The sequence below is a fragment of the Thomasclavelia cocleata genome, assembly GCF_900102365.1.
GTDB lineage: Bacteria > Bacillota_I > Bacilli_A > Erysipelotrichales > Coprobacillaceae > Thomasclavelia > Thomasclavelia cocleata.
Window position 1 is genome coordinate 52158 of record NZ_FOIN01000001.1, and the last position, 22950, is coordinate 75107.

The window sequence follows — 22950 nt, forward strand, 5'->3', positions numbered from 1 at the left end:
TGTTACAGTATAGTTTGGTCACTATGCTTATAATTATTCACAACTTATTTTCAATTTTTTAGCATGCTCAATTGATTCATTAGAAATATCTTTTCCAGAAATTAATTTTGCAATTTCCATAATACTATCATTTTTATTTAATTCTCGAATCTGTACATTAATGTTATTTTCATTATTTGTTTTTTCAATTAAATAATGATTTTTAGCAAATGCTGCAACTTGTGCTAAGTGAGTAATACATAAGACTTGCCTATTTTTTGCAATCATTTTCATTTTAGCACCAATTGCTTCAGCTACTTTACCACTCACTCCAGTATCAGCTTCATCAAAAACGATTGTTTCAATTGAGCTAGAAGATAAAGATAGTGTTTTAATTGCCAACATAATTCTTGACATTTCACCACCAGAAGCAACTTTATTTAATGGTTTTAAAGTTTGTCCAAGATTAGTTGCTATTAAAAATGTGACTATATCTTGCCCATTTTTTTGTAAGTCTTTAGTTTTAAAATCAATTTTAAAACATACCTTGTCAAGATATAATGATTTTAATTGTTTCATTACATTATCAGTAAACTCAATAGCTTTTTGTTTACGTAAATCTGTTATCTTATTAGCAAGAACACTCGCTTTATCTAAAGCTTCATCTAATTGTTTTTTTAAATCATCAATATATGATTCGCGGTTAGTAAAAGTTAAAATCTTATTTTCTAAATCATTTTTAGCATCTATAATAGCATTAATAGATTGACCATGTTTACGTTTCAAACGATTTATTTTAAATAAAATATCTTGAATTTCATTTAAGCGATATTCATCAAAATCACTATTATTAAATTCACTAATTACTTCATTATCTAAATCGATCAAATTATAATAAAGATCATAAATCTTTTCATAAATATGCTGATAAGTTGGTTGTTTGTTAAGGTTTTCTAATTCATTTATAGCATTGTTTAACAGAGTTAATGCACCATGTTCACCATTCATATATTGACGATAATTATTAATTGTTTCAGCAGTTTTTTCATAATCTAATAATTGTTTTTTCTCTTGTTCAAGCTGATCTTCATCAATAGAAGCAAAATCAATACTATTAATTTCATCTAATTGTCCTTGATAATATTCAAGTTGTTCATCGCTTAATTCTTCACTAATTGTCTTTTGATAAGTTTGTAATACCTCTTTGTATTCATAATAAATTGAAATATATTTTTGTTTTAAAGTATTAACTGGTGCTCCAATATAATTATCTAAAATATTGATATGATTATTACAATCAAATAAACTATGAGTTTCAAATTGAGAATGAATATCGATTAATTCACTCATAATAGACGTTAGAGCTTGTTTAGATACATTACGATAATTTATCTTTATAGTAGTTTTATTATCACGATTAAAAGATTTAGATACTACTAGTTTATCATCATATTCAATCCGATATTCATTTAATTTATTTAAAACTTCAGAATTAGCATTAATTGTGAAAACACCCTCAATAAAAAATTCATTACAACCACTTTTAATTAGAGTAGTTTGACTTCTATTACCCATTAACTGACCTATAGCATCAATAATAATAGACTTTCCAGCACCTGTTTCTCCAGTTAATACTGTCATATGGTCTTGAAAATTCACTTCTAAACGATCTATAATTGCAAAATTTTCAATATAAATACTCTCTAACATATTTTCACCTATCCTTTAAAACAATTATGTGCAGCTTCAACAATATCAAAAATATCTATCATATTTTCTTTGCCATTTTTAACAAATAATCCTAAAAACTCAATATTACCCTCTCCACCTGTAATTGGTGAGTATGTAAGTTTTTCTAAAATGAATCCATCTTCTTTAGCAAATTCTATAACATTACAAATTACTTGATGATGAATATTTTTATCTTTTATAATTCCATTTTTTCCAACATCCTCACGACCAGCTTCAAACTGTGGTTTTATTAGAGCAACAACTTGATCATTATCACTCAAAATATCTTTTAAAGCATTAAAAATATGTTTTAAAGAAATAAATGAAACATCTATAGAAGCAAAGGAAGGTAACCCATATTCAAATAATTCTTTTGTTGCATAACGAAAATTTGTTTGTTCTTTTACAATAACACGTGGGTCATTGCGAAGCTTCCAAACTAACTGATTAGTTCCTACATCAACAGCATATACAAGTTTAGCTCCATTTTGTAAAGCACAATCTGTAAAACCGCCTGTTGAACTTCCAATATCAACCATTATTTTATCATGCAATTCTAAAGAAAATTCATTTAGTGCCCGCTCCAACTTTAATCCACCACGTGATACATAAGGCATGACATTTCCTTTAACATATAAATTAGAATCAATTGGAATTTTAGTTCCTGGCTTATCAATTCGATCATAGTCATCATGAACTATCCCTGCCATTATAGCCCGTTTAGCTTTTTCACGGGAATCAAAAAAACCTTGCTCAACTAATAAAACATCAATTCTTTCTTTTTTCATCAATTATCTCCTTAATATTTTGATAAAATGATTCCATATCCAAACCTTCATCCTTTAAAATTTCATTAATGCTCCCTTGAACTGAGAAATGATCATCTACTCCAAAACTATAAATTTGTTTCAATATCCCTTTTTGACTATAATAATAAGCGATATTACTTGCTAAAGAATTTATTTTTAATTCAGTTTCATAAATAATTAGAGGTTTATCATCAACTAATTGTTCAAGCATTTCAAGATCCATTGGTTTTATAAACAAAGCATCTACTAATCTAACTTTAATATCTTTGTCAGTAAAATAATCTCTGATCATATTTACATTTTGACCATAACAAATAATTGTTACATCATAGTTATCATTATTTTCGATTTTCCATTTACCAATTGGTATAAGCTCATTACATTTAACAACTTCGTCCTTGATATAACCACGAGGAATTCTTAAAATGTAAGGATGATCATTATTCACTAAATATGTATTTATAAATCTTTTAGCATCTTTTGCATTACTTGGAGTACAAATAATAACATTAGGCAAAGGATTTAAAAATCCTATGTCAAATACGCCATGATGTGTAGGGCCATCAGCACCTACAAATCCACAACGATCTACACTAATTAAACAACCAAGATCCATTCTTGCAATATCATGATTAACTTGATCGTAGGCACGTTGTAAAAATGATGAGTAAATAGAAATAAATGGCTTTTTATTTGCAACAGCTAAACCAGCTGTAAAAGTAAGGGCGTGTTCTTCAGCAATTCCTACATCAAAACTGCGATTAGGATAGTGTTTAAAAATATTATCCATTGCAGAGCCATGTATCATTGCAGGAGTGATTGCAATAATATCTTCATCTTCAGCCATATTTTTTTCAATATGATTAGCAACTAGTTTAGACCAGCTGATTTTATCTTTTGGTTCAGGGTGTTTTATTGTTCCATCATTTACATTAAATGGTGCTATCCCATGCCACTTACCAGCATAATCATTTTCAGCATATCGATAACCTCGTCCTTTTTTTGTGACCACATGGACAACAACACTTGTTTTAGATATCTTAGCTAAATTTAAAACTCTAATTAAATCATCTAAATCATGGCCATTAACAGGACCTAGATAATCAACACCAAAATCCTCAAAAATCGTATCATCGATTAAACCATGTTTAACAAAATCTTTAACTCGTTTAGATACATTAAATACCATTTTACCTATTTTATTTTTTGAAGTAATATTTCGATAATCCTGCTTTAAATTATTATATGTTCCACTAAGTCTAATTGAAGATAAAAAATCACCAAATCCACCAACACTTTTGCCAATAGCCATTTGATTATCATTTAAAATAATGATTACTTTATTATTAATTGAACCTAAGTGATTTAATGCCTCTAGGGATTCTCCACCAACCATTGCAGCATCTCCAACCACAGGAATCACACTAAAATCTTGATTGTTTAAATCACGAGCAATTGCCATTGCTACAGCTCCGCTTAACGCAGTTGAAGAGTGCCCTGCTTCCCACACATCATGTGAACTTTCACAACGTTTTTGAAACCCAGATAATCCTTGGTATTTACGGAGTGTTTTAAATTGATTTGCTCTTCCAGTAAGAATCTTATGAACATAAGATTGATGACCAACATCAAATAATATTTTATCTTTAGGAGAATTAAAAACATAATGTAATGCAATTGTCAGTTCAACAATACCAAGATTACTTGAAAGATGTCCACCTGTTTTTGAAATGTTATTAATTAAAAAATAACGGATATCTTGGGCTAATTGATTTAATTGTCTAATATCCAACTCTTTTAAAAAAGAGGGATCTTTAATTTCATTTAGATCCATTATTTCACTCTTTTCTTTAATTTTTCCATTATCTCTAAAATTAATTCATATTTAACATTCAATTTATATAAAAGTTCTGTTGCTTCTTTAAAATATTGGTTCACTATTGTTTGAGATTTATCAATTCCCATTAAAGAAACATATGTAGATTTATGATTTTGTAAATCACTACCCACTTTTTTTCCTAAAATTTCACTATTACCAGTAACATCAAGAATATCATCTTGAATTTGAAAAGCTAAACCAATCTTATATCCAATCTCTTGCCAAATCAGCATGTCTTTATAATCACAAACCAAGGCTCCCATCTTCATTGCTGCACTAATTAAATCTCCGGTTTTATGATGATGAATTAAATCCAACTCTTGATGATTAGCTTTTTTATTTTCAAACTCCATATCTAAAACTTGTCCTAAAATCATGCCATTAATCCCACTCGCTTGATATAAGATTTGTAATAAAGATATTTTTAAATCATTACTATAACACGCTTTTAAAATAACATTAACAGCTTCATTTAAAAGACCATCACCAGCTAAAATAGCAGTTGCTTCATCAAATTGTCTGTGGCAGGTAGGTTTACCACGCCTTAAATCATCATTATCCATACCTGGTAAATCATCATGAATTAATGAATATGTATGAATCATTTCAATAGCACAAGCAGCATCTAAATAGTCATGATAATCAATTCCGTAACTATTTATAACTTGCAACATCATTATAGGTCGAATTCTTTTTCCACCAGCCATTAATGAATATTTAATAGCTTCTTTAACAACGGAATCTTGATAATTATCGACTATTTCTAATAATCTGCTATTTATCTCTTTAATCAATTTTTCCATATTATTCCTCAATCTTTAAATCTTCAAGTTTTCCATCTACTAATATTTTTGCTACTTTATTTTCAATTCCTGCTAATTTATCACTACATATTTTAGATAATTTAATTCCTTCTTGAAAAAGATCAACACTTTTTTCTAAAGAAGTTTGATTATCTTCCAATATTCTAATAATTTCTTCAAGTCGATTCATTGCTTCTTCAAATGTAACATTGTCCATAATATTCCCCTATTCAATAATAGCTTTTTGGCTACCGCCTTTCATTTTAATTTCAACTTTATCACCTGATTTAAGATCATCAGCCTTAGATATAACTTTTTCATCTTTCAATATAATCGCATATCCTCTTTCAAGTGTTGTTAATGGAGATAAAGTATTAAGTTTTGATACTAAATAATAAAATCTTTCTTGCTCATATTTCATTTTTTGTTTCATTAACTGTTCCATTGACTTATTAATCAAATTTAAATGATTATTTTGATTTATTGTAAAAAGATTTGCTTGATGATTAAATATTTGCATTAAATGCTTTGCTTTATTACATTGATTACTTAAATTATATGTGAAAATATCATTTAATCGATCATATAAATAATCGACTTTAGCTTTCTTATCTTCAAATAATTTATCAGGATTTTTAAATAAATAAAATGATTTGATTCTTCTAAGTAACTGTTCATTTAAAGTTATTTTTTGTTTCATTAAAGTATTTAATTTATATTGAAGGTTGTTTACACTTTGTTTTAATTCAATTAAATCTGGTGTAGCTTTAATTGCTGCAGCAGTTGGTGTTGCAGCTCGATAATCAGCAACAAAATCACAAATTGTAAAATCAACTTCATGACCAACACCACTAATAATAGGTGTTTTACAATTGCATATTGCTCTAGCTAGTCCTTCTTCATTAAAGTTCCATAAATCCTCTAAAGATCCGCCACCACGAGCAATAATTATAGTACTAAATTTTAATGTATCAACATAGTTTAAAGTTCTAATTATATGAATATATGCATCTTTTCCTTGAACAGGAATAGGGAAAACAATTACTCGAACTACTGGAAATCTTAAATTGATCGTTCTTACAATATCAGCAAGTGCTGCACTAGGATAAGCTGATAATACAGCAATTTTACTAGGAAACTTAGGAATTGTAATCTTTTTATCTAAATCAAATAACCCCTCCAAAGAAAGCTGTTTTTTTAATTGTTCATATCGTAAAAATAAATTTCCCAAACCATCTTGTTCAATACTATCGACATACAATTGGTATGTTCCTGCTACATCATATACTGAAACACTAGCCTGAATTAAAACTTTCATACCATTTTCTAATTCAAATAACATTTTATTTGCCTTTGAAGAAAACATAACAGCATTAATTCTTGATTTCTCATCTTTTAACGTAAAATAAAGATGCCCAGAAGTATGATGTTTAAAATTAGAAATCTCACCTTTAATTAAGATTTTTTGTAGCTGTGTATCTGCATCAATTTTTGCTTTTAAATAACGATTTAATGCACTTACTGTTAAATATCTTTTTTCCATCACTTTATCTTATTTAACAATCCATTAATAAACTTATAAGCATCTTCATCACAATATTTTTTAGAAAGTTCTACTGCTTCATTAATAATAACTTCCTTACCTTGCTCAGTTTCTAATAATTCATAACAACCTACCAAAAGAATTGCTAATTCCATTTTTGATAATCTATCAATCGTCCAACCAGCTTTTAAATATTTTGCTACTTCTGCTTTATATTTTTCTATTTCACCAGCAATACTTGTAATTAACATAAAACAATATTCATAATCTTCTTGATTACTAGCAATTTCTTTATCACTATTTAAATACTCACGTACTTCTTCTTCATTTATATCTACAAGTAGTTTTTGATAAATCGCAATAACCGCTTTTTCTCTAATTAATTTTTTTCTATATTTTTTCATTTAAACCGTCCTTCCAAAATATCTAATCTGATTTTACCATATTTGACCTTTAAAATAAATGAATTAGAAAATAAAAAGATTATCTTTTGATAATCTTTAAAAATTAATACCTTTTACTTCAATATTGACTTTAATGTTTTTAATACCTGTCATTTCAAAACAACTTTGTGCAATTTTATTTTGTAATGTATTTGTTATTGTCGTAACATTTAATCCATAATCAATTAAAATAGCGATATCAACAATAACTTGATTATTCTTATTAAGGCGAATAGTTACAGGACCATTCCCAGGCATAGGTAACATATTTCCTTCAAACTGCACCCCATCAATCGACTCAATTGTTTTGACAGCAATTGATTGAAAAACATTTAATCCAATATTTAAAGCACCTAAATTTGTTTCTTTTTCTACTGCATAATATTCCTGACTCATATCAAATACTCCTTTATATACACTTATTGTATATAAAATCAAGATAAAATTCAAGCCTCACTAATAAACTTAACCTCAACTTGATATTCATTCTTAGTTTTTTCCATAATTACTTTAATTATACTATTTGCATCATTACCATTAGCATTTTTTTTATCAACGATTACTTTAATAGTTTTATTTTCAACCTCCACAAAAGCATTCTTAAAACCTGCTTCATTAACAATTTTGGTAATTTTCGCTTCTAACGCTGCTGTTTCTTTAGCTTCACTGATAGTAGCTAAGGCAGATGCTATTTTATCACTATCACTTTCACTAGAAGCAATAATTGCGTTATTTTCGCTTATTAAGTCTTCTCTTTCTTTATCTAAATTCTTTTGTAATGCTTCAATTTGTGATATCTCTTGATTATTTACTGCTACTTCATTAACAGTATTTTCAGGAGGTAAAAGAATATAGTAAATTGAAAGTACTAAAATTAGACTAAATAAGGTTAAAAAAGTAATTGCTTGTCTATTCATATTTTTTCTCCTTTATCAACTACTTTATTATATGCAGTAAGAAAAAAAGTATGAAAAAAACACTAGTTTAAAACTAGTGTTAAGCTCTACCTTGATATTTACCATCAACAGTATTTACTATTACCATTTCTCCTTCTGAGATAAATAATGGTACTTTGATTTGGAACCCAGTTTCAATAACTGCATTTTTAGTAGCTCCAGTTGCAGTATCACCTTTAACAGCTGGTTCTGTTTCAATAACTTTAAAAGGAACATTAATAGGTAATGAAACCCCTAAAACTTCTCCTTCGTAACTAGTTACTTCAACTTCATCACTTTCTTTTAAGAAATTAATTTCCCATTCAAGATTATCAGCAGGAATTTCAATTTGCTCATAAGTTTCATTGTCCATAAAAACCAATGCTTCTCCAGAATTATAAAGGTACTGCATTTTATTTTTATCGATATGAGCTTTTTTAACTTTATCATTTCCACCAAAAGTAACTTCAGTAGTTGCTCCAGTTCTCATGTTTTTCATTTTAATTCTAATATTAGCAGCAGCACGTGCTGTTTTATTATGTGAGTAATCTAATACAACATATAGGTTACCTTCATATTCAAAAGTAATCCCTGGTCTTAAGTCTCCAACACTAATCATTTTAAAATCTCCTTATTTGTAATTTACGCTGTGATTATATCAAAAATCATTGATAAAGTGAAGTAGTTTTACTAATTATTGATACTCAAATGAAGATATGACTAAAGTTTCAATATTTATTTTTAGATTAAAACTATATTCCTGTTCTTTTTTTCTAACAGTTGTTAAAATATAGTAAAAATTACCTAAATCATCAACTGTATATTCGATTACATAGTTCTGAATATTAATAATGTCACTAATTAAAACTTCATTTAAAATCATTTCCTTATAATATCTTAAAATAGTTAATTCAATTAATCGACTCTCATTTATTTCTTTTACTCTATTTATTGCTTTACTATTATTAATGATCCCTGAAAAGAACACTCCAATATTTAATACTAACACTAAAAAAATAATTAATACTAGCTGTAAAATTGAACCTTGGGTTTTATTGAATTTGTTCATCGTTTTCATATATCTTTTCATAATTTGTAGCAATTAAATAGTAAAAATCCTTTTTACCATTATTTAGTTGCATATATATTTTTTTATTATCTAAATAAAAATCTAAACTCTTGACATCCCTGATAATAATATCAAATCCTGGCTCTTTAACAACTCTATTATTATGTAATGAAATAGTATATAACTGTTCTTTTTCATCTTTAAATGACAAAACATTACTAACAACAATATTTTTTGAAGTGTATAATATTTTAGCTAACTGTTTGGCACCAATTGCATAATTACTAGAATTAGTAGATATTTTATCTTTATAGGCAATTGTTTTAATAATTGGTAGTGCATTTAAAATAATTAATAAACATATAGATAGTGAAAATAAAACTTCAATCAGTGTAAAACCTCGTTTATTGATGTTGATAAATCGTTTGTTTGCCATAAATTTAGCTCCTTATCATTTTGAAATTCAATATATCTTTCATAACTTTCATTGTCTTTTTGATAATATTTTAACCCACTAGTATAACTACTAAAAATCACTACTATAATAGTAATAAAAATACTAAATGCCAATAAACTTTCTATAAGTGTCATCCCTTTATTCTTTAACATAAAAAACCCCACTTCCAACATTAAATATAATACTTCGACATTCTTTTTGATTGCAAATATTCAAATGATTTCCACTATTAACATTACCGTTTTTATTAAAATAAAGTTCAAAACTATCTTGAAAATAATAATTTTCATCAAGCTTAACAATAAATTCTTTTTGATAATTATAACTAATTTGATTAATATCAATTAAAACATTAATTTGTTTATGATTTATCAATGCTTTTGCTTTTACCTCTTCCAATAAATCAATAACTTTACTGCATTGCTGATCAATTGATAATTGTGGTGGTGATGAGATAGCAAAACTGAGTGTAAATAAGCTAAGAATTATAATAATACTAATTGTAAAAATAACTTCAACTAAAGTAAATCCCTGATTATCTCGCATAAGCCTGCCCATCACTAATTGAAATTGTTAATCCACTTGGACATGTAACCTGTTTTTCAGTTAAATATGGATGCTCACCAGAAGTTAAATCATGAATGCTAGTTGGTAAATATCCATTTTCGATCTCATACAAAATAATTTGGGAATTAACTACTTCAACTTGAGCATCACAGCTCTTTTCTTTAACAACCCTATTTTTACTGGTAACATTTGGTATTACTAATAATAAAATAATTAAGATAACAGAAATACAAAATATCATTTCAATAAGCGTGAATCCTCTTCTTTTCATTTTTTCTCCTCCTTATAGATTACTAATCACTGACATCATTGGAATAACAATAGAAATATAAACTAAAATAACAAATCCTGCAGTAAAACAATAAACAAACGGAACAGTAAATTTAATTACCTGAGTTACCTTAAAATGCAAAGTATCTAGAGATATTTTTAAATAATTATCAAGTGATTTATTGCTACGATTATCATGTAATAATATCTTAAAACAAGTGATAAATAGTGGTTCAAAATAATCAAACTGAGAAATTATATATTCTAATGATTCCCCTAATAAAATTTTTCTATATATTTCATATATTAACATTTTAATGTCACTATCATCGATTTGTTGATAGAGCATAATAATTATATCTGTAGAATCATAGCCATTAATTAATAGTTCATTATAATATAAGGCAAATTTAATAGAATAATATTTTTTTATCATTCTTTGAATTATCCAGGCATGTTTTATTAAAAAATCAATTAATTGAAAATATTGTTTTTTTATCGCATATAAAGAGACAAAACAAATTGTTCCAAAACAAAAAAGTATAATAATTATTATAATTGGAATAATTGTAAATAGTTTAAACATGATTTTTGTGAATAAATCTGGTTCAATAGCAAATTCTATAAATAGCTGCATTATTGATGGCAAAAGTGCATAAACAATAAACAGTGAAAACATCATTAAAAAAATCACTAATAAAACAGGATAAGTTAATTCTTTTTTTAATTTCTTTAAAGTATTATCTTTTGTTTTACAAATTTCTAAGCTTTGAATAATTGCTTTAGAAAGATTATTTTTAATTCTAAAAAACTTAAAGTATTCAATAAATGTATGATTAAAATCTTCTTCTATAATTGCCTCATCTAATGTTAAACCATTATTTAATTTTCTTTTAATATCTTTTACCTTATTAGTATTAAAAATAAATTCACAGATTTCTAAAACATCTTGTATTAAATAACCTTGTTGTAAAAAATAAGCTAAATTTTCTAAAAAACGATAATCATCACTCATAAAAAATTCCTGCTACTTGCTGATAATTAATTAGATTATTCTCTAATAAATATCGTGCATTATCTCTAAATGTTGTATAATTAACAACTTGTTTATTAAAAAAAGTACTTATCTTATTTTTATCTAAATATTCGGATAAAATTAGTGGAGTATGCTTATCTTTATGATAAAGCATTTTTTGTGATAAGACCCCGATCAAAACATCTTCAACATCAATTTTTAAAACACCCAGATTCAAAAGTCTTCTAATTGTCGTTAAACAATTACTTGAATGAATAGTAGTTAAAACAAGATGACCAGTCAAAGCACATGTGATTGCTAATTTTGCAGTTTGTTCATCTCGAATTTCGCCAATCATAATTATATCTGGATCATGACGCAGGATTTGCTTTAAAGAATTACTATATGTTATTCCTAATTTTTCGTTAATCTGAATCTGAAGACAATAAGATTTCTTAATCTCAATTGGATCTTCTAAAGTTACAATATTTTTTTGACATCGTTGATGAATTGTATCTAATAAAGTATAGAGTGTTGTAGATTTACCAGATCCTGTTGCCCCACTAACAATAAATAATCCCGAATCAAATTTAACAATCTGTTCTAAAAATTTTTTTGTATCTTTAAAAATAGTAAGTTCATCTATTGATAACTGATGATGATTATTTAGTATTCGCACAACTATACTATCAACATCTTTACCAGGCAAACTAGAAATACGGAGATAATAAATCTTATTTTCATATGTATAATTAATATGTCCTGTTTGAGGTTTTAATTGAAAGTTAATATCAATATTTGATTTGAAACGAATATAATTCATCAATTTAATACCTATTTTGTATTCTAAAGTATCATAAAGCACTAAATCACCATGTTGACGAAATGAAATAGTACACTGCTGTTTTAACAATAAATGAATATCTGATGTTTTATAATCTATAGCATGGTTAATTATCTTTTCAAATAAGTCATTCATAAAATATCCTCCTATTATCTCTTACGATATTAAAAGTAAAATTACTTTTAATATTTACAAATAAATTAATTATCAGCTTCTTACGAAATAGGATTTTCACATTTTCTATGATAAGTTTTAAATTAAAAATAGAAAACAACATGTTAGCACGAACATGTCATATAAAAAGGTTAAGACATAATTTGTCTTAACCTAACCTATAACTGCCATATTGGTAAACTCTAAAAATAAAGTCACTAACAATAAATCGCATCATTTAATTGAGTAATTATTACATACTATTTATTTTCATTAAAATAACTTTTAACAATTACATTTTCAATTAAATAATCTTTATAAATAAGGATTATTTAATAATTCATATTGTAAAGTTGTACTAGCTCCATGACCTGGATAAACTATAGCATCAAAATCAAATTCTTTAATTTTACCTAATGATATATTAGTATCATGTTTAGATGAATTAGGAAAATCAAATCTACCAATTGATCCCTTAAATAATACATCACCAGAAAAAATAATATTCTCTTTAGGTAAATATATCATTGATGAACCAGGACAATGTCCTGGCATATGCAACCAAACTATCTCAAAATTATTAATTTGCATCTTTTCTTCACTAACAGTTACTGGTGCTTTAACAACAAAAGGTTTTTCATAAACTGACAGATTAGCTTTAACATCCTGTAATAAAAACAAATCGTCGTGATGAATATAGATTGGACAATGAAAATGCTCATATAAATAATCTACTGCTCCAATATGATCGAAATGTCCATGTGTTAATAAAATAGCATCTAAAACAAATTCATTTTCATTTAAATAATTAAGTACTTTTTTACCATTAGCTCCTGGATCAACTATAAAACAATGTTTGTCATCACTACTAACAACATAACAATTAGTTTGTATATTTCCTAATATTAATGTTTTTACTTTCATTTACACTACCTCCTTATAAAGAAAAAAAGCCGTTAGGCTTATTTTTTTTCTTTATGTACAGTTTTTTTATTACATCTTGGACAGTATTTATTTACTTCCATTCTATCTGGATGATTTCTTTTATTTTTTGTATTAATGTAATTTTCTTCACCACATTCAGTACATTTAAGAATGATATTTTCTCTCATTACTTACACCTCCATTTGTAAACTTCCGTTAAATATATTAACACAGTATCCTTACAATTACTAGTATTTTTTAATTTAAACCATACTTTTCTACATATTTATCAACAATTTGGTGTGAGATATATGGTGCAGAGCTTGTTCCAGTTGTTGCCTTTGTCTGTCTAATCGCTACACATGCAAATGCAATCGCTGGCTTGCTATTTTCATCTGCTTGTATATACCCTATCTGTAAATGATTAGGATAATCAGTATCTCCTGTTCCAGTATAATCTTCGGCTGTTCCAGTCTTGGCATATGTTATATATGATTTGCCACTCCAAAAAGCATTACATGTTCCATTACTTCTTGTTACACAGGCTCTCATTCCTTGTTTGATCTGACTAAATGCTGTTGCCTGGTTTGATACATCATCTAGTACCTCTGGTTTAGCTGTATAATTTGCATTTGCTGTTCCATCCTGATCATCTACATATGAATCCATCATCAGCCTAGGTTTAATTCTTTTTCCCCCATTAGCCAATGTACATGCATATTGCGCTAATTGGATATTTGTATAAGTATCATACTGTCCTATTGAAGCATCAAGCAAAAGTCCCCCAGTTCTATTTCTATCTCTATGAACTCCTAATTCTTCATAAGGAACATCTATTCCAGTTTTGACTCCCAATCCAAGTTCTCCCAAGTCTCTTCTTAGTGTTTCAAATGCTGCATCGTTTATCTTCAATGGTCCATCATAAACATAATTTGCTCCCCCTAGCAACATCGCTATCCTAAACATATATACATTTGATGAATATGCTAGTGCATCTATCTCATTAATTAGTCCCATATCTCGATGCGATTTCTTTTCTTTAGTTCCCTTTATCTTGATAGGTTCATCCATAAATGTAGTTCCTGCTTGAATTAATCCTTCTTTAAATCCAGTATAGACAGTTCCTCCCTTGATTGTTGAACCTATAAGATTAGCATCTAAATAATTACCAGCTGCATAGTCTGTTACTTCGCCAGTTTCTTTATTGATAATCTTTCCTGACATTACAATTATCTCACCTGTATAAGGATCCATCATTGTAAAAAACATCTTATTAAAAAAGCGGTTTTGACTATTCATTGCCTTTAGTTCATCTTCAATTAGTTTGTCAGCTAACTGCTGCAGTTCCCAATCAATTGTTAATCGAATATTTGACCCTGCTGTTCCTGTCTTCGCATTTGTTATGATCGGATTTCCTTTACTATCATAGTTAAGTGTATAGCTACTGTCATTTCCACGCAATATCTCTTCATATTGTTTTTCCAATCCTGATACTCCTACACGTGAATCATTTTGGTAACCTAAAGCTAACAACTGATTCTTCAACTCTACTGGTAATCCTTGTTTTTTGGTTGTAACTTTTCCTAGCACCTGCTTAAACTCATTATCATAGACATACTGTCTCGACCAATCTGTGGTTACATTGATTCCTGGTAAAATATCAGCATTTTCACCAATAATACTAGCTTCCTGCTCAGTTATTCCCTCAGCTAAAATTGATGAACCACTAGTACAACTTTTCATCAAATAATAAAAATGAGTATAGATCAAAGTAGCTTCATCCAAATGTTCGTTAAGCATTTCATCACTAATACGATCAATCTGCAAACTCAACAAAGCCTTTTCATAATTTGCCTGCTTTTTAAGTTCTACTTTTTCCTCATCACTAACTAGATTCTTAGCTAAATCAGGAAAAGCAATAATAAAATAATCCTTCTTATTTCGTTTAGAAATCAAAGAAGTATCAAGATTGATAGTTTTAGCTAAAAATTTAGCTGAAGACTGAAGTTGTTTATCAGTGATCTTCTTTGGTGCATAATATGTAGCACAAATAACATTGGTATTTTGAACTAATTTTGTATATTCACGATCGACGATTTCACCTCTTGGTGCATCAGTTGAATAAGTAGCAATACCATATTTTTCAAGCTTTATAGCCAATTCATCAGCTTCATTAAATTGGATAAAAGCCAACCTAGCAGCCATAACTGAAGTAATAGCAATAATAAAACATAGCAAAACGATCAAACGTCTACTAATAATATTATCTTGCTGACTCTTTTGTTCACGTTCTTGTTCTAAGGCACCATAAAAACGAATTTTATGCATCTTATTTCGAAAGTTAAATGACATTTCTTTGCCTCCTTATTACTTAATTATTATAGACTAAATACTCTTTTAAGTAAATCAAAACAGAAATTTACCATAAAATAAAGAAAGTGACCAAAATCATTTACTACTTAAATTCATTACTTCTTGCTACTTCACTAATACAGTTAACACTTTTCTTAATTACTATTTAAAGTAACCCAATAATGATAACCTAAACAATTAGTCCCATTTTCAACTGCTTGAACAATCCAACCCAAATGCTCACAAATAAATTCAATACTAAACCATTTAAAAAGCAACTTTATCAATAAATCCTCCTCCAAACCTTAGTCCCTTTGCAAAAATATTAAATTATCATAATTTTCCTTGATAGTATCTATTATTTTAAAGTCTTATTTAAATATATTCAATAAAAAAGACAATGCTTAATTCAGTTAAATACAACTGAAAAGCATTGTCCTCTTTGATAATGCTACTTATCTTCATCAACTGATAATATAGCCATAAATGCTTCTTGAGGAATTTCAACATTCCCAACTGCTTTCATTCGCTTTTTACCTTCTTTTTGTTTCTCTAATAATTTCTTCTTACGAGTTATATCGCCACCATAACATTTAGCAAGAACATTTTTCCGCATTGCTTTAATTGTTGTTCTAGCAATTATCTTCCCTTGTAATGCTGCTTGAATAGGTACCTCAAACATTTGTTTAGGAATAATTTCTTTAAGTTTTTCACATATAATTTTACCCCTATTATAAGCAAAATCTTTATGAACAATTGTTGATAATGCATCAACTATCTCGCCATTTAATAATATATCCATTTTTTGAAGTTTACTTGTACGATATCCAATCAATTCATAATCAAGCGATGCATAACCTTTTGTACTTGATTTTAATTTATCAAAAAAATCGTAAACAATTTCTGATAAAGGAACTTCATAAATAACATTTCTTCTTGTATCATCAATATACTCAATATCAATATATTCACCACGTTTATTTTGACAAAGTTCCATAATCACACCAACAAATTCATTTGGTGTCATAATTGAGGCTTTTACATATGGCTCTTCAATATGCTCAATAACTTGAGGATTAGGCATCATTGCTGGATTATCAACAATCACTTTACTACGATCAGTTAAATAACAATGATAAATAACAGAAGGTGCTGTAGCAATTAAATCCAAATCAAATTCTCTTTCTAATCTTTCCTGAATTACATCCATATGTAGTAATCCTAAAAAACCACATCTAAATCCAAATCCTAGAGCTTGAGATGTCTCAGGTTCAAACATGAGTGAAGAATCACTTAACTTCATTTTTTCTAAAGCCTCACGTAAATCTTTATATCGAGCATTATCAACTGGATAAAGTCCACAATATACCATTGGATTCATTTGCCGATACCCTGGTAACTGCTCGCTTGATTCTTTTTCAAGTGTTGTAACAGTATCTCCAACATGTATATCTTGAATTGATTTAATTGAAGCACAAAACCAACCTACTTCACCAACAACTAGTTCTTCTTTCTTTACTTCTCTTGGTGTTCTAACTCCTAATTCAGTAACCTCATAAGTTGCATCTGTTGCTAAAAACTTAACAGTATCTCCAACCTTGATCTTACCTTCTTTGATTCGAACAAAAACAATTACTCCACGATAGCTATCATAATATGAATCAAAAATCAATGCCTGAGTTGGATTATTAATATTTCCAGCTGGTGCAGGAAATTCTTTAACAATCTTTTCAAGAACATCATCAATATTTAAACCTGTCTTTGCAGAAATCAGCGGAGCATGATCAGCAGGTAATCCAATAACATCTTCAACCTCTTTAATTACTCGCTGAGGATCGGCACTTGGTAAATCTATTTTATTGATTACTGGAAGTATTTCTAAATTATTATCTAACGCTAAATAAACATTTGCTAATGTTTGCGCTTCCACCCCTTGAACAGCATCAACCACTAGTATTGCACCTTCACAAGCAGCTAATGAACGAGATACCTCATATGTAAAATCGACATGTCCTGGTGTATCGATTAAATGTAATAAATATGTTTGTCCATCTTTAGCAGTATAATTTAATTGAACTGCATTCAACTTTATTGTTATACCTCTTTCACGCTCTAAATCCATACTATCAAGTAACTGAGCCTTCATTTCCCGATCAGCAACAGCTCCAGTCATCTGAAGAATACGATCTGCCAGGGTGCTTTTACCATGATCGATATGTGCGATAATAGAAAAATTTCTTATTTTATTTTGATCAATAGTCATCTTTATCACCCACTTTCGTTATGATATTATAACAAATTAGCAGGATAAACTCAAATAGTATTTATTTATCTTGATTAAAATATTTATCTAATAATGAAACATGTTCAGCTATAACCTCAATTGAAGTAATTACTTTAGCATCACCACATTCAAAAGTTCGTGAATGCAAGCGTCCTTTTACTGCCATCATACTACCAGGTGTAGCTGTTTCGATAATCATTTCAGCAATACCACTACTAAGTACTAAGATGAATATCACGTATTTATAGGCGTTTTCAGCGCCAGATACAAGCTTTTTAACCGCCTTGTACCAGGTCTGTACCAGTTGATATTATATTAATCTTTTCAAGATCGTCTTTTGCTCGAAGCTTGACATATATCCCCATAGTGGTAGTAATTTTAGAATGACCTAACCATTTTTGAATAAGCTTCATATCTATTCCAGATTCATAACACTTTGATGCAAACGTTACCCTAAGAACGTGCATTGTAAACTTTCTGAATTCGTTTTGCGGACTTCTTTTAAGATTAATATTTCGAATAATTTTCTTAATTGCATCATTACATAATCTTTCATAGACAGGTGTTCCATTACTGTTCAAAAACATTAGCTCCTCATATTTGTTTCCGACTGTTTTTGCTACTCGTGCTTTGTTTAATATAAGTTTATTTAACGCCAGTTGATTTTTAAGCGCCTTTAAAGCTGCATCATTTATTGGAATATAACGATTTGATGTTTTAGTTTTTGGACTGTCAACTAAGTACCGATCTTCCCTGATTTCGTTTTTGTCATGAAGATAGTGCAGTTGACGGTGAATATAAATTGTTTTGTTTTCAAAATCCACATCTGTAATTTTTAGACCAGAAATTTCACCAACCCTCAAACCTGTATTTAATGCAACTATAAATACATTAAAATAGATTGATGGTACAGCATTCGTTAAAAATATGCTAATTTCATCTTCAGTAAGAGGTATTTTTTCTTTTGACAATCTTTCTGGTGCCTTGAGTGACACTGAAGGGTTTCTTCCAATAAATTCTTCTTCATATGCCATTGAAAACATTCCCTTTACTAAATATACCCAGGTTTCTAAAGAGCCTTTAGCGGCAATTTTAGATATTTCACTATATTCAGTTTTTAAAAAAACTGTATCAATCGACTTTATTGAATTGTTTGCCCATCTTCCTTTTATAAGCTGATTGTATACTCCTCTATACTTTCTCCTAGTTGTACTTTTAACTATATCAACCCTGTAAATATCATTCCAATATTCAAATAATTTTTTAACAGTCATGTTTTTAGTTGCGTTTTTCTTTTGAGCATCCTCCTTTAATGCTTTTCTAGCTAAAGTTTGGATTTCTCTGTAGCTATCTGCCAGCAGAGTTTCTCTGGCTCCAAACCTATTGTTAAATCTAAAATAATACTTATTGTTATCTTTGCGTTGACCATAACCAACGCCAAGCTCTTCACCTTTGAGATTCTTTCCCATCTTTTCTCCTTTCTTAAAAAGTAAAGAACTTCTTCTACAGTATAATTATAACACTGGAAAAGAAGTTCTTCTATATAAGTTATACAATTTCACTCATAGATTGACACCACAACTCAAATTCTTTACGTTTCACTAGCTTTTTACTTTTCCCAACCTTTAAACAAAAAGTACAATGTTCACTTGACAATTCTTCACGAATTCTATTTTCCCCTAAGTGAGAATAAACAGCCGCTTCTTCTACACTTAGATTTATTTTTTTCCATATTGGAACGCTATATTTTTTACTCATATTAACTTAAATAAAACTCTCCTATGTACATTACTGCATCATCAATTGAATTAAATATTCGCTCACACATTTCAATCTGCCAAGGGTGTAATACATTTTCTCGGTCATTTATCCCAATAATAGGTATTCTATGTTCATGTGCAACAGTCAGTTCAGTCATGGTACCTAACGAATATGATTCATAAAAATCAACAACAATCAAATTGCTGTGTCTCACTCTGTTTAGCTCAAAATTCATCACTTCTTTCTCTGATTTATGCACTTGGTTATCATAGTTATAATAATCACTTGGATCAGTTACATATAGTATATAAGGATAAGAGTTAGAATTGTTGTTATAATAGTTTTCCAGTTTATTTTTTATATTATTGCGTCTAGGTTTATATGTTGTATGTGGAATACCACTCATTGCACCAGCAATATATAAATTAAATACTTCCATTTATTTTATCTCCATAAATTTGATGAATTAAGTGTAAGTGATAATCAGACAGAACCTGTTCGACCATTGTGAACACCTGTTCAACACTAAATCTAAACTCAAAATTTTTTATAACATACATCACTTCATTTTCAACCCCATCCAGTAAACCAAGATCAGAAGTATTTCTACGACAGGCTTCGTTAATATCGTCGCCACGTTCCAATAATTTAATTAGTCTTGAACGTTGGTCGACATCTAAATAGACGCTAATAATTTCAAATGGATTATCTAATGATTCATTGTATTCTTTTAACTGTCTAAATCCCGATGGTGTTATTACCAGCACTGAATTATCTTTTAAATCTTCTTTGGCAGTTGCATAATGCCAGTTATTATATTCACCAGTTTCAGCAAAGAAACCGCTGTCTTTCAATTTATTAAATTCTTCTACATCAATAAAATGATAATCAACACCATCTATTTCATTGTCATTTTCTCTAATAGGTCTAGTAGTATATGAAATAATTTTATCCATTTCATATTCTTTTTGTATTTTCTTTTCTAAAGTGGATTTTCCGCTTCCACTACCTCCAATAATTGTAATAATTATATTAATCACTCTCCTTTTTATCTTTGTCAAAAATAATTGTATAGATACTATCATCTTTTTTTGGTATATATTTAAAATTAATAAAATATTTATCAAAATATTCATCTGGAAAGATTTTATCAAAACCAATTTCTTCAATTTTATTCTTTAATATTTTTTCAAAATATCTATTAAAATAACAATTTATTAGGATCTTTTTATTGTTTGAACAAAATCCAATATATTTATTTAATTCATCAAATCTTATACAATCTAAATATTCATTATTTAGTGTGTTTATAAAAACTTCCCACATGCCACGCTCTTTACATTTCTCACATTTACAAATGTGGTCGACATAACCCAAGTTACCATCTGTCATGATTACATACAGTTTTGTTTTAGCTTTTTTATTTTTCTTCATTTTCATCTGACCAATTCTGTAATATCTCAACATCTTCGATACTTAATTCATCATTGTTACATATGCTTGAGTTGCACATTGGACAATTTTTACACTTTGATTCATACTCACCGCTCAAATCATCATTAAGCGTATTTAAACTATTGTGCAACTGATTTGAACACAAACGATTAAATTCATGTTCAAAATTAATTTTTAATCTACAGTCAATTTTCATCAGTTATTTTACCTTTTATATTTTTACATTCTTTACAAATGATTTTATCTTCTTTGGTTCCTTCATATTCAAATGAAAACTTACCACAAAAATCACATTTCTCTTTAAAATCATGTTTCTTCACAGGCATAATCCTCCACATTTTTAACATAGATACATTTGGTACAACCGATTATATTATCGCTAAATTCTTCAAAAAATAATTCGTCTCCATTTATCAACTCTTCCCCACACTTAGGGCAAGTTATTGGTTTAATATTATTACATAAACCACAGCTATCACATTCTTTGAAAAAATTTTCTATACACGGATAGGACATTAACAATCTCCTAAAATTAGTTCTTTGGCCATTGGCAATTGTTCTATTTCTTCGCAGAAGTCTTGCCATACCTCCAGCCTATGATTGCTGCGTTGTCCATAAATGTTTCTTAAACATCTGTAATTAGTTGTCATTCTGGCAGTTAAAATTAAACCACTAGGCAAGTTGTCAAGTAAGTCTCTATAATCATCCTGAGATTTGGTTTGATTGTGTTTATCTATTTTTTCATTTACTATATCAATAATTCGTTCATCAACATTTTTGCTACAACATTCTTTAATGTTCATTTTTGTTATACGATGCATGGTACTTTGGGAGCTGACAAAATTCAAGAAGGCATAACGTTCCGCTTCAATCCATCCTTTATTTGTAAATGACATATCAAACGAAACTAAAATTCCTGTTAAATATTGATCGTGTCCTTTACCTTTAGCATTAGCTAATTTAATAGCTCTTTTAATATGCCTATTATCATAATTGCCATTTACTATATCAATTTGAATATCCAAAACATTTCTAATAAATTCTTCTTCGCCTGGCGCAGATGTTCTCATTGGGTATCCTGATGCATAAATGCTTTCAGCTAATTCATATACTCGAACATTATTCAATATCTTGACCATTATTCATATATTCCTTTACATTTATTTGTCTGTCATAATTAATTTTATTTTTCTTTATATACGTCTTATATATTTCTTCCCAAGTAAATCCAAGACAATTTCCTAATAATAAAATACCCTCTAATAATGATGTATAAATGTTGCAATAAGGATCAATATGAAACAAGGAGTCCATAATATTAGAAATGTTTTCATATAGGTTTGTATTATTGTGCTCGAACATTTTTAAATTATCTGTTACAATTTCATCATCTTTATAATAATGTAAGCTCATTGCAAAGTGTAAACAATCAACATATTCGACTAACGCCTTATCTCTATTGTCAACTGCGTTAGGTTTCCAATACTTGAAGCCGCTAGGTAATTCGTTAAACAATTCTCCTAATTCTACAAATAAAGCTAAGCTAATCTTTTCAGCTATATGGGTATCATATTCAACACCTTGCTTATCCATAATATACTCATCTAGTTGACGCTGCATTTCAATCATTTCATTTAACTGTTCTAAATTGATTTTCAATATAACTATTTTCCTTTC

The 22950-nt window shown here is 28.4% G+C and carries 33 protein-coding genes; all 33 read right to left on the minus strand.

The annotated features are described in order from the left end of the window. Positions 1-33 precede the first annotated feature (33 nt). The 33 genes from recN to BMW96_RS00420 all read right to left on the minus strand — a co-directional run bounded on the left by recN (position 34) and on the right by BMW96_RS00420 (position 22932). Positions 34-1689, minus strand: coding sequence for a DNA repair protein RecN (gene recN / locus BMW96_RS00270; protein ID WP_092351295.1), 1656 nt, complete (start codon positions 1687-1689; stop codon positions 34-36). Between the two features lie 8 nt (positions 1690-1697). Further along, a complete protein-coding gene (locus BMW96_RS00275; protein WP_092351297.1) occupies positions 1698-2498 on the minus strand; it encodes a TlyA family RNA methyltransferase in 801 nt (266 codons plus the stop codon). Then, positions 2479-4353, minus strand: a complete 1875-nt coding sequence (gene dxs / locus BMW96_RS00280; RefSeq protein WP_092351299.1) for a 1-deoxy-D-xylulose-5-phosphate synthase — start codon at positions 4351-4353, stop codon at positions 2479-2481. Before dxs ends, BMW96_RS00275 begins: the two co-directional genes overlap by 20 nt. Beyond that, positions 4353-5201, minus strand: a complete 849-nt coding sequence (locus BMW96_RS00285) for a polyprenyl synthetase family protein (protein ID WP_092351301.1) — start codon at positions 5199-5201, stop codon at positions 4353-4355. The genes dxs and BMW96_RS00285 overlap by 1 nt, the downstream gene beginning before the upstream one ends. 1 nt (position 5202) lies before the next feature. Further along, entirely contained in the window at positions 5203-5418 is a 216-nt protein-coding gene (xseB, locus tag BMW96_RS00290; RefSeq protein WP_092351303.1) for an exodeoxyribonuclease VII small subunit, read from the minus strand. Positions 5419-5427: 9 nt separating this feature from the next. After that, positions 5428-6744, minus strand: a complete 1317-nt coding sequence (xseA, locus tag BMW96_RS00295) for an exodeoxyribonuclease VII large subunit (RefSeq protein WP_092351305.1) — start codon at positions 6742-6744, stop codon at positions 5428-5430. After that, positions 6744-7148: a transcription antitermination factor NusB gene (gene nusB / locus BMW96_RS00300; RefSeq protein ID WP_092351307.1), complete on the minus strand. Its 405-nt coding sequence runs from the start codon at positions 7146-7148 to the stop codon at positions 6744-6746. The genes xseA and nusB overlap by 1 nt, the downstream gene beginning before the upstream one ends. Positions 7149-7244: 96 nt before the next feature. Continuing rightward, positions 7245-7583 carry an Asp23/Gls24 family envelope stress response protein gene (locus BMW96_RS00305; protein WP_092351309.1) on the minus strand — a complete coding sequence of 113 codons (339 nt, stop codon included), beginning with the start codon at positions 7581-7583 and terminating at the stop codon, positions 7245-7247. Between the two features lie 50 nt (positions 7584-7633). Continuing rightward, positions 7634-8104 carry a SpoIIIAH-like family protein gene (locus tag BMW96_RS00310; RefSeq protein ID WP_092351311.1) on the minus strand — a complete coding sequence of 157 codons (471 nt, stop codon included), beginning with the start codon at positions 8102-8104 and terminating at the stop codon, positions 7634-7636. 79 nt (positions 8105-8183) lie between these two features. Beyond that, positions 8184-8741, minus strand: coding sequence for an elongation factor P (gene efp / locus BMW96_RS00315; protein WP_092351313.1), 558 nt, complete (start codon positions 8739-8741; stop codon positions 8184-8186). Positions 8742-8816: 75 nt separating this feature from the next. After that, a complete protein-coding gene (locus BMW96_RS00320) occupies positions 8817-9191 on the minus strand; it encodes a hypothetical protein (RefSeq protein ID WP_244881229.1) in 375 nt (124 codons plus the stop codon). Continuing rightward, a complete protein-coding gene (locus tag BMW96_RS00325; RefSeq protein WP_092351317.1) occupies positions 9175-9627 on the minus strand; it encodes a prepilin-type N-terminal cleavage/methylation domain-containing protein in 453 nt (150 codons plus the stop codon). Before BMW96_RS00325 ends, BMW96_RS00320 begins: the two co-directional genes overlap by 17 nt. After that, positions 9579-9800, minus strand: a complete 222-nt coding sequence (locus BMW96_RS00330) for a hypothetical protein (protein ID WP_092351319.1) — start codon at positions 9798-9800, stop codon at positions 9579-9581. Before BMW96_RS00330 ends, BMW96_RS00325 begins: the two co-directional genes overlap by 49 nt. After that, positions 9787-10194 (minus strand): prepilin-type N-terminal cleavage/methylation domain-containing protein, encoded by a 408-nt coding sequence (locus BMW96_RS00335; RefSeq protein WP_092351321.1) that lies wholly within the window; start codon positions 10192-10194, stop codon positions 9787-9789. Before BMW96_RS00335 ends, BMW96_RS00330 begins: the two co-directional genes overlap by 14 nt. After that, complete coding sequence (gene comGC / locus BMW96_RS00340) at positions 10184-10486, minus strand: competence type IV pilus major pilin ComGC (RefSeq protein ID WP_092351323.1); 303 nt, start codon at positions 10484-10486, stop codon at positions 10184-10186. Before comGC ends, BMW96_RS00335 begins: the two co-directional genes overlap by 11 nt. A 12-nt stretch (positions 10487-10498) precedes the next feature. After that, the gene (locus tag BMW96_RS00345; protein WP_092351325.1) at positions 10499-11500 is read right to left on the minus strand and encodes a type II secretion system F family protein; all 1002 of its coding nucleotides are present in this window, start codon (positions 11498-11500) and stop codon (positions 10499-10501) included. Next, positions 11493-12479 (minus strand): ATPase, T2SS/T4P/T4SS family, encoded by a 987-nt coding sequence (locus tag BMW96_RS00350; RefSeq protein WP_092351327.1) that lies wholly within the window; start codon positions 12477-12479, stop codon positions 11493-11495. Before BMW96_RS00350 ends, BMW96_RS00345 begins: the two co-directional genes overlap by 8 nt. A 333-nt stretch (positions 12480-12812) precedes the next feature. Further along, on the minus strand, positions 12813-13421 hold the full coding sequence (locus BMW96_RS00355; protein WP_092351330.1) for an MBL fold metallo-hydrolase: 609 nt from the start codon (positions 13419-13421) through the stop codon (positions 12813-12815). A 38-nt stretch (positions 13422-13459) separates the two neighbouring features. Beyond that, positions 13460-13609 (minus strand): 50S ribosomal protein L33, encoded by a 150-nt coding sequence (gene rpmG / locus BMW96_RS00360; protein WP_004609845.1) that lies wholly within the window; start codon positions 13607-13609, stop codon positions 13460-13462. Between the two features lie 70 nt (positions 13610-13679). Next, positions 13680-15773 (minus strand): peptidoglycan D,D-transpeptidase FtsI family protein, encoded by a 2094-nt coding sequence (locus BMW96_RS00365; RefSeq protein WP_092351332.1) that lies wholly within the window; start codon positions 15771-15773, stop codon positions 13680-13682. A gap of 155 nt (positions 15774-15928) precedes the next feature. Then, positions 15929-16060 (minus strand): hypothetical protein, encoded by a 132-nt coding sequence (locus BMW96_RS14590; RefSeq protein WP_257606862.1) that lies wholly within the window; start codon positions 16058-16060, stop codon positions 15929-15931. Positions 16061-16224: 164 nt separating this feature from the next. Continuing rightward, the gene (gene lepA, locus BMW96_RS00370) at positions 16225-18036 is read right to left on the minus strand and encodes a translation elongation factor 4 (RefSeq protein WP_092351334.1); all 1812 of its coding nucleotides are present in this window, start codon (positions 18034-18036) and stop codon (positions 16225-16227) included. 61 nt (positions 18037-18097) lie between these two features. Continuing rightward, positions 18098-18256: a single stranded DNA-binding domain-containing protein gene (locus tag BMW96_RS00375; RefSeq protein WP_092351337.1), complete on the minus strand. Its 159-nt coding sequence runs from the start codon at positions 18254-18256 to the stop codon at positions 18098-18100. Positions 18257-18332: 76 nt separating this feature from the next. After that, positions 18333-19526: a tyrosine-type recombinase/integrase gene (locus BMW96_RS00380; protein WP_092351339.1), complete on the minus strand. Its 1194-nt coding sequence runs from the start codon at positions 19524-19526 to the stop codon at positions 18333-18335. Positions 19527-19605: 79 nt separating this feature from the next. Continuing rightward, positions 19606-19815, minus strand: coding sequence for an excisionase (locus tag BMW96_RS00385; protein WP_092351342.1), 210 nt, complete (start codon positions 19813-19815; stop codon positions 19606-19608). Position 19816: 1 nt separating this feature from the next. Then, positions 19817-20257 (minus strand): hypothetical protein, encoded by a 441-nt coding sequence (locus BMW96_RS00390; RefSeq protein ID WP_092351344.1) that lies wholly within the window; start codon positions 20255-20257, stop codon positions 19817-19819. Continuing rightward, positions 20244-20858, minus strand: a complete 615-nt coding sequence (locus tag BMW96_RS00395; RefSeq protein ID WP_157796111.1) for a nucleoside/nucleotide kinase family protein — start codon at positions 20856-20858, stop codon at positions 20244-20246. Before BMW96_RS00395 ends, BMW96_RS00390 begins: the two co-directional genes overlap by 14 nt. Next, positions 20851-21252: a hypothetical protein gene (locus tag BMW96_RS13990; RefSeq protein ID WP_092351348.1), complete on the minus strand. Its 402-nt coding sequence runs from the start codon at positions 21250-21252 to the stop codon at positions 20851-20853. The genes BMW96_RS00395 and BMW96_RS13990 overlap by 8 nt, the downstream gene beginning before the upstream one ends. Beyond that, on the minus strand, positions 21239-21469 hold the full coding sequence (locus BMW96_RS00405; RefSeq protein ID WP_092351350.1) for a hypothetical protein: 231 nt from the start codon (positions 21467-21469) through the stop codon (positions 21239-21241). The genes BMW96_RS13990 and BMW96_RS00405 overlap by 14 nt, the downstream gene beginning before the upstream one ends. Beyond that, entirely contained in the window at positions 21459-21593 is a 135-nt protein-coding gene (locus BMW96_RS14595) for a hypothetical protein (RefSeq protein WP_257606861.1), read from the minus strand. Before BMW96_RS14595 ends, BMW96_RS00405 begins: the two co-directional genes overlap by 11 nt. Beyond that, a complete protein-coding gene (locus BMW96_RS00410; RefSeq protein ID WP_092351352.1) occupies positions 21580-21789 on the minus strand; it encodes a hypothetical protein in 210 nt (69 codons plus the stop codon). The genes BMW96_RS14595 and BMW96_RS00410 overlap by 14 nt, the downstream gene beginning before the upstream one ends. Continuing rightward, positions 21789-22412 (minus strand): hypothetical protein, encoded by a 624-nt coding sequence (locus tag BMW96_RS00415; RefSeq protein WP_092351354.1) that lies wholly within the window; start codon positions 22410-22412, stop codon positions 21789-21791. The genes BMW96_RS00410 and BMW96_RS00415 overlap by 1 nt, the downstream gene beginning before the upstream one ends. Beyond that, positions 22393-22932, minus strand: a complete 540-nt coding sequence (locus BMW96_RS00420) for a dUTP diphosphatase (protein WP_092351356.1) — start codon at positions 22930-22932, stop codon at positions 22393-22395. Before BMW96_RS00420 ends, BMW96_RS00415 begins: the two co-directional genes overlap by 20 nt. Positions 22933-22950: the final 18 nt, after the last annotated feature.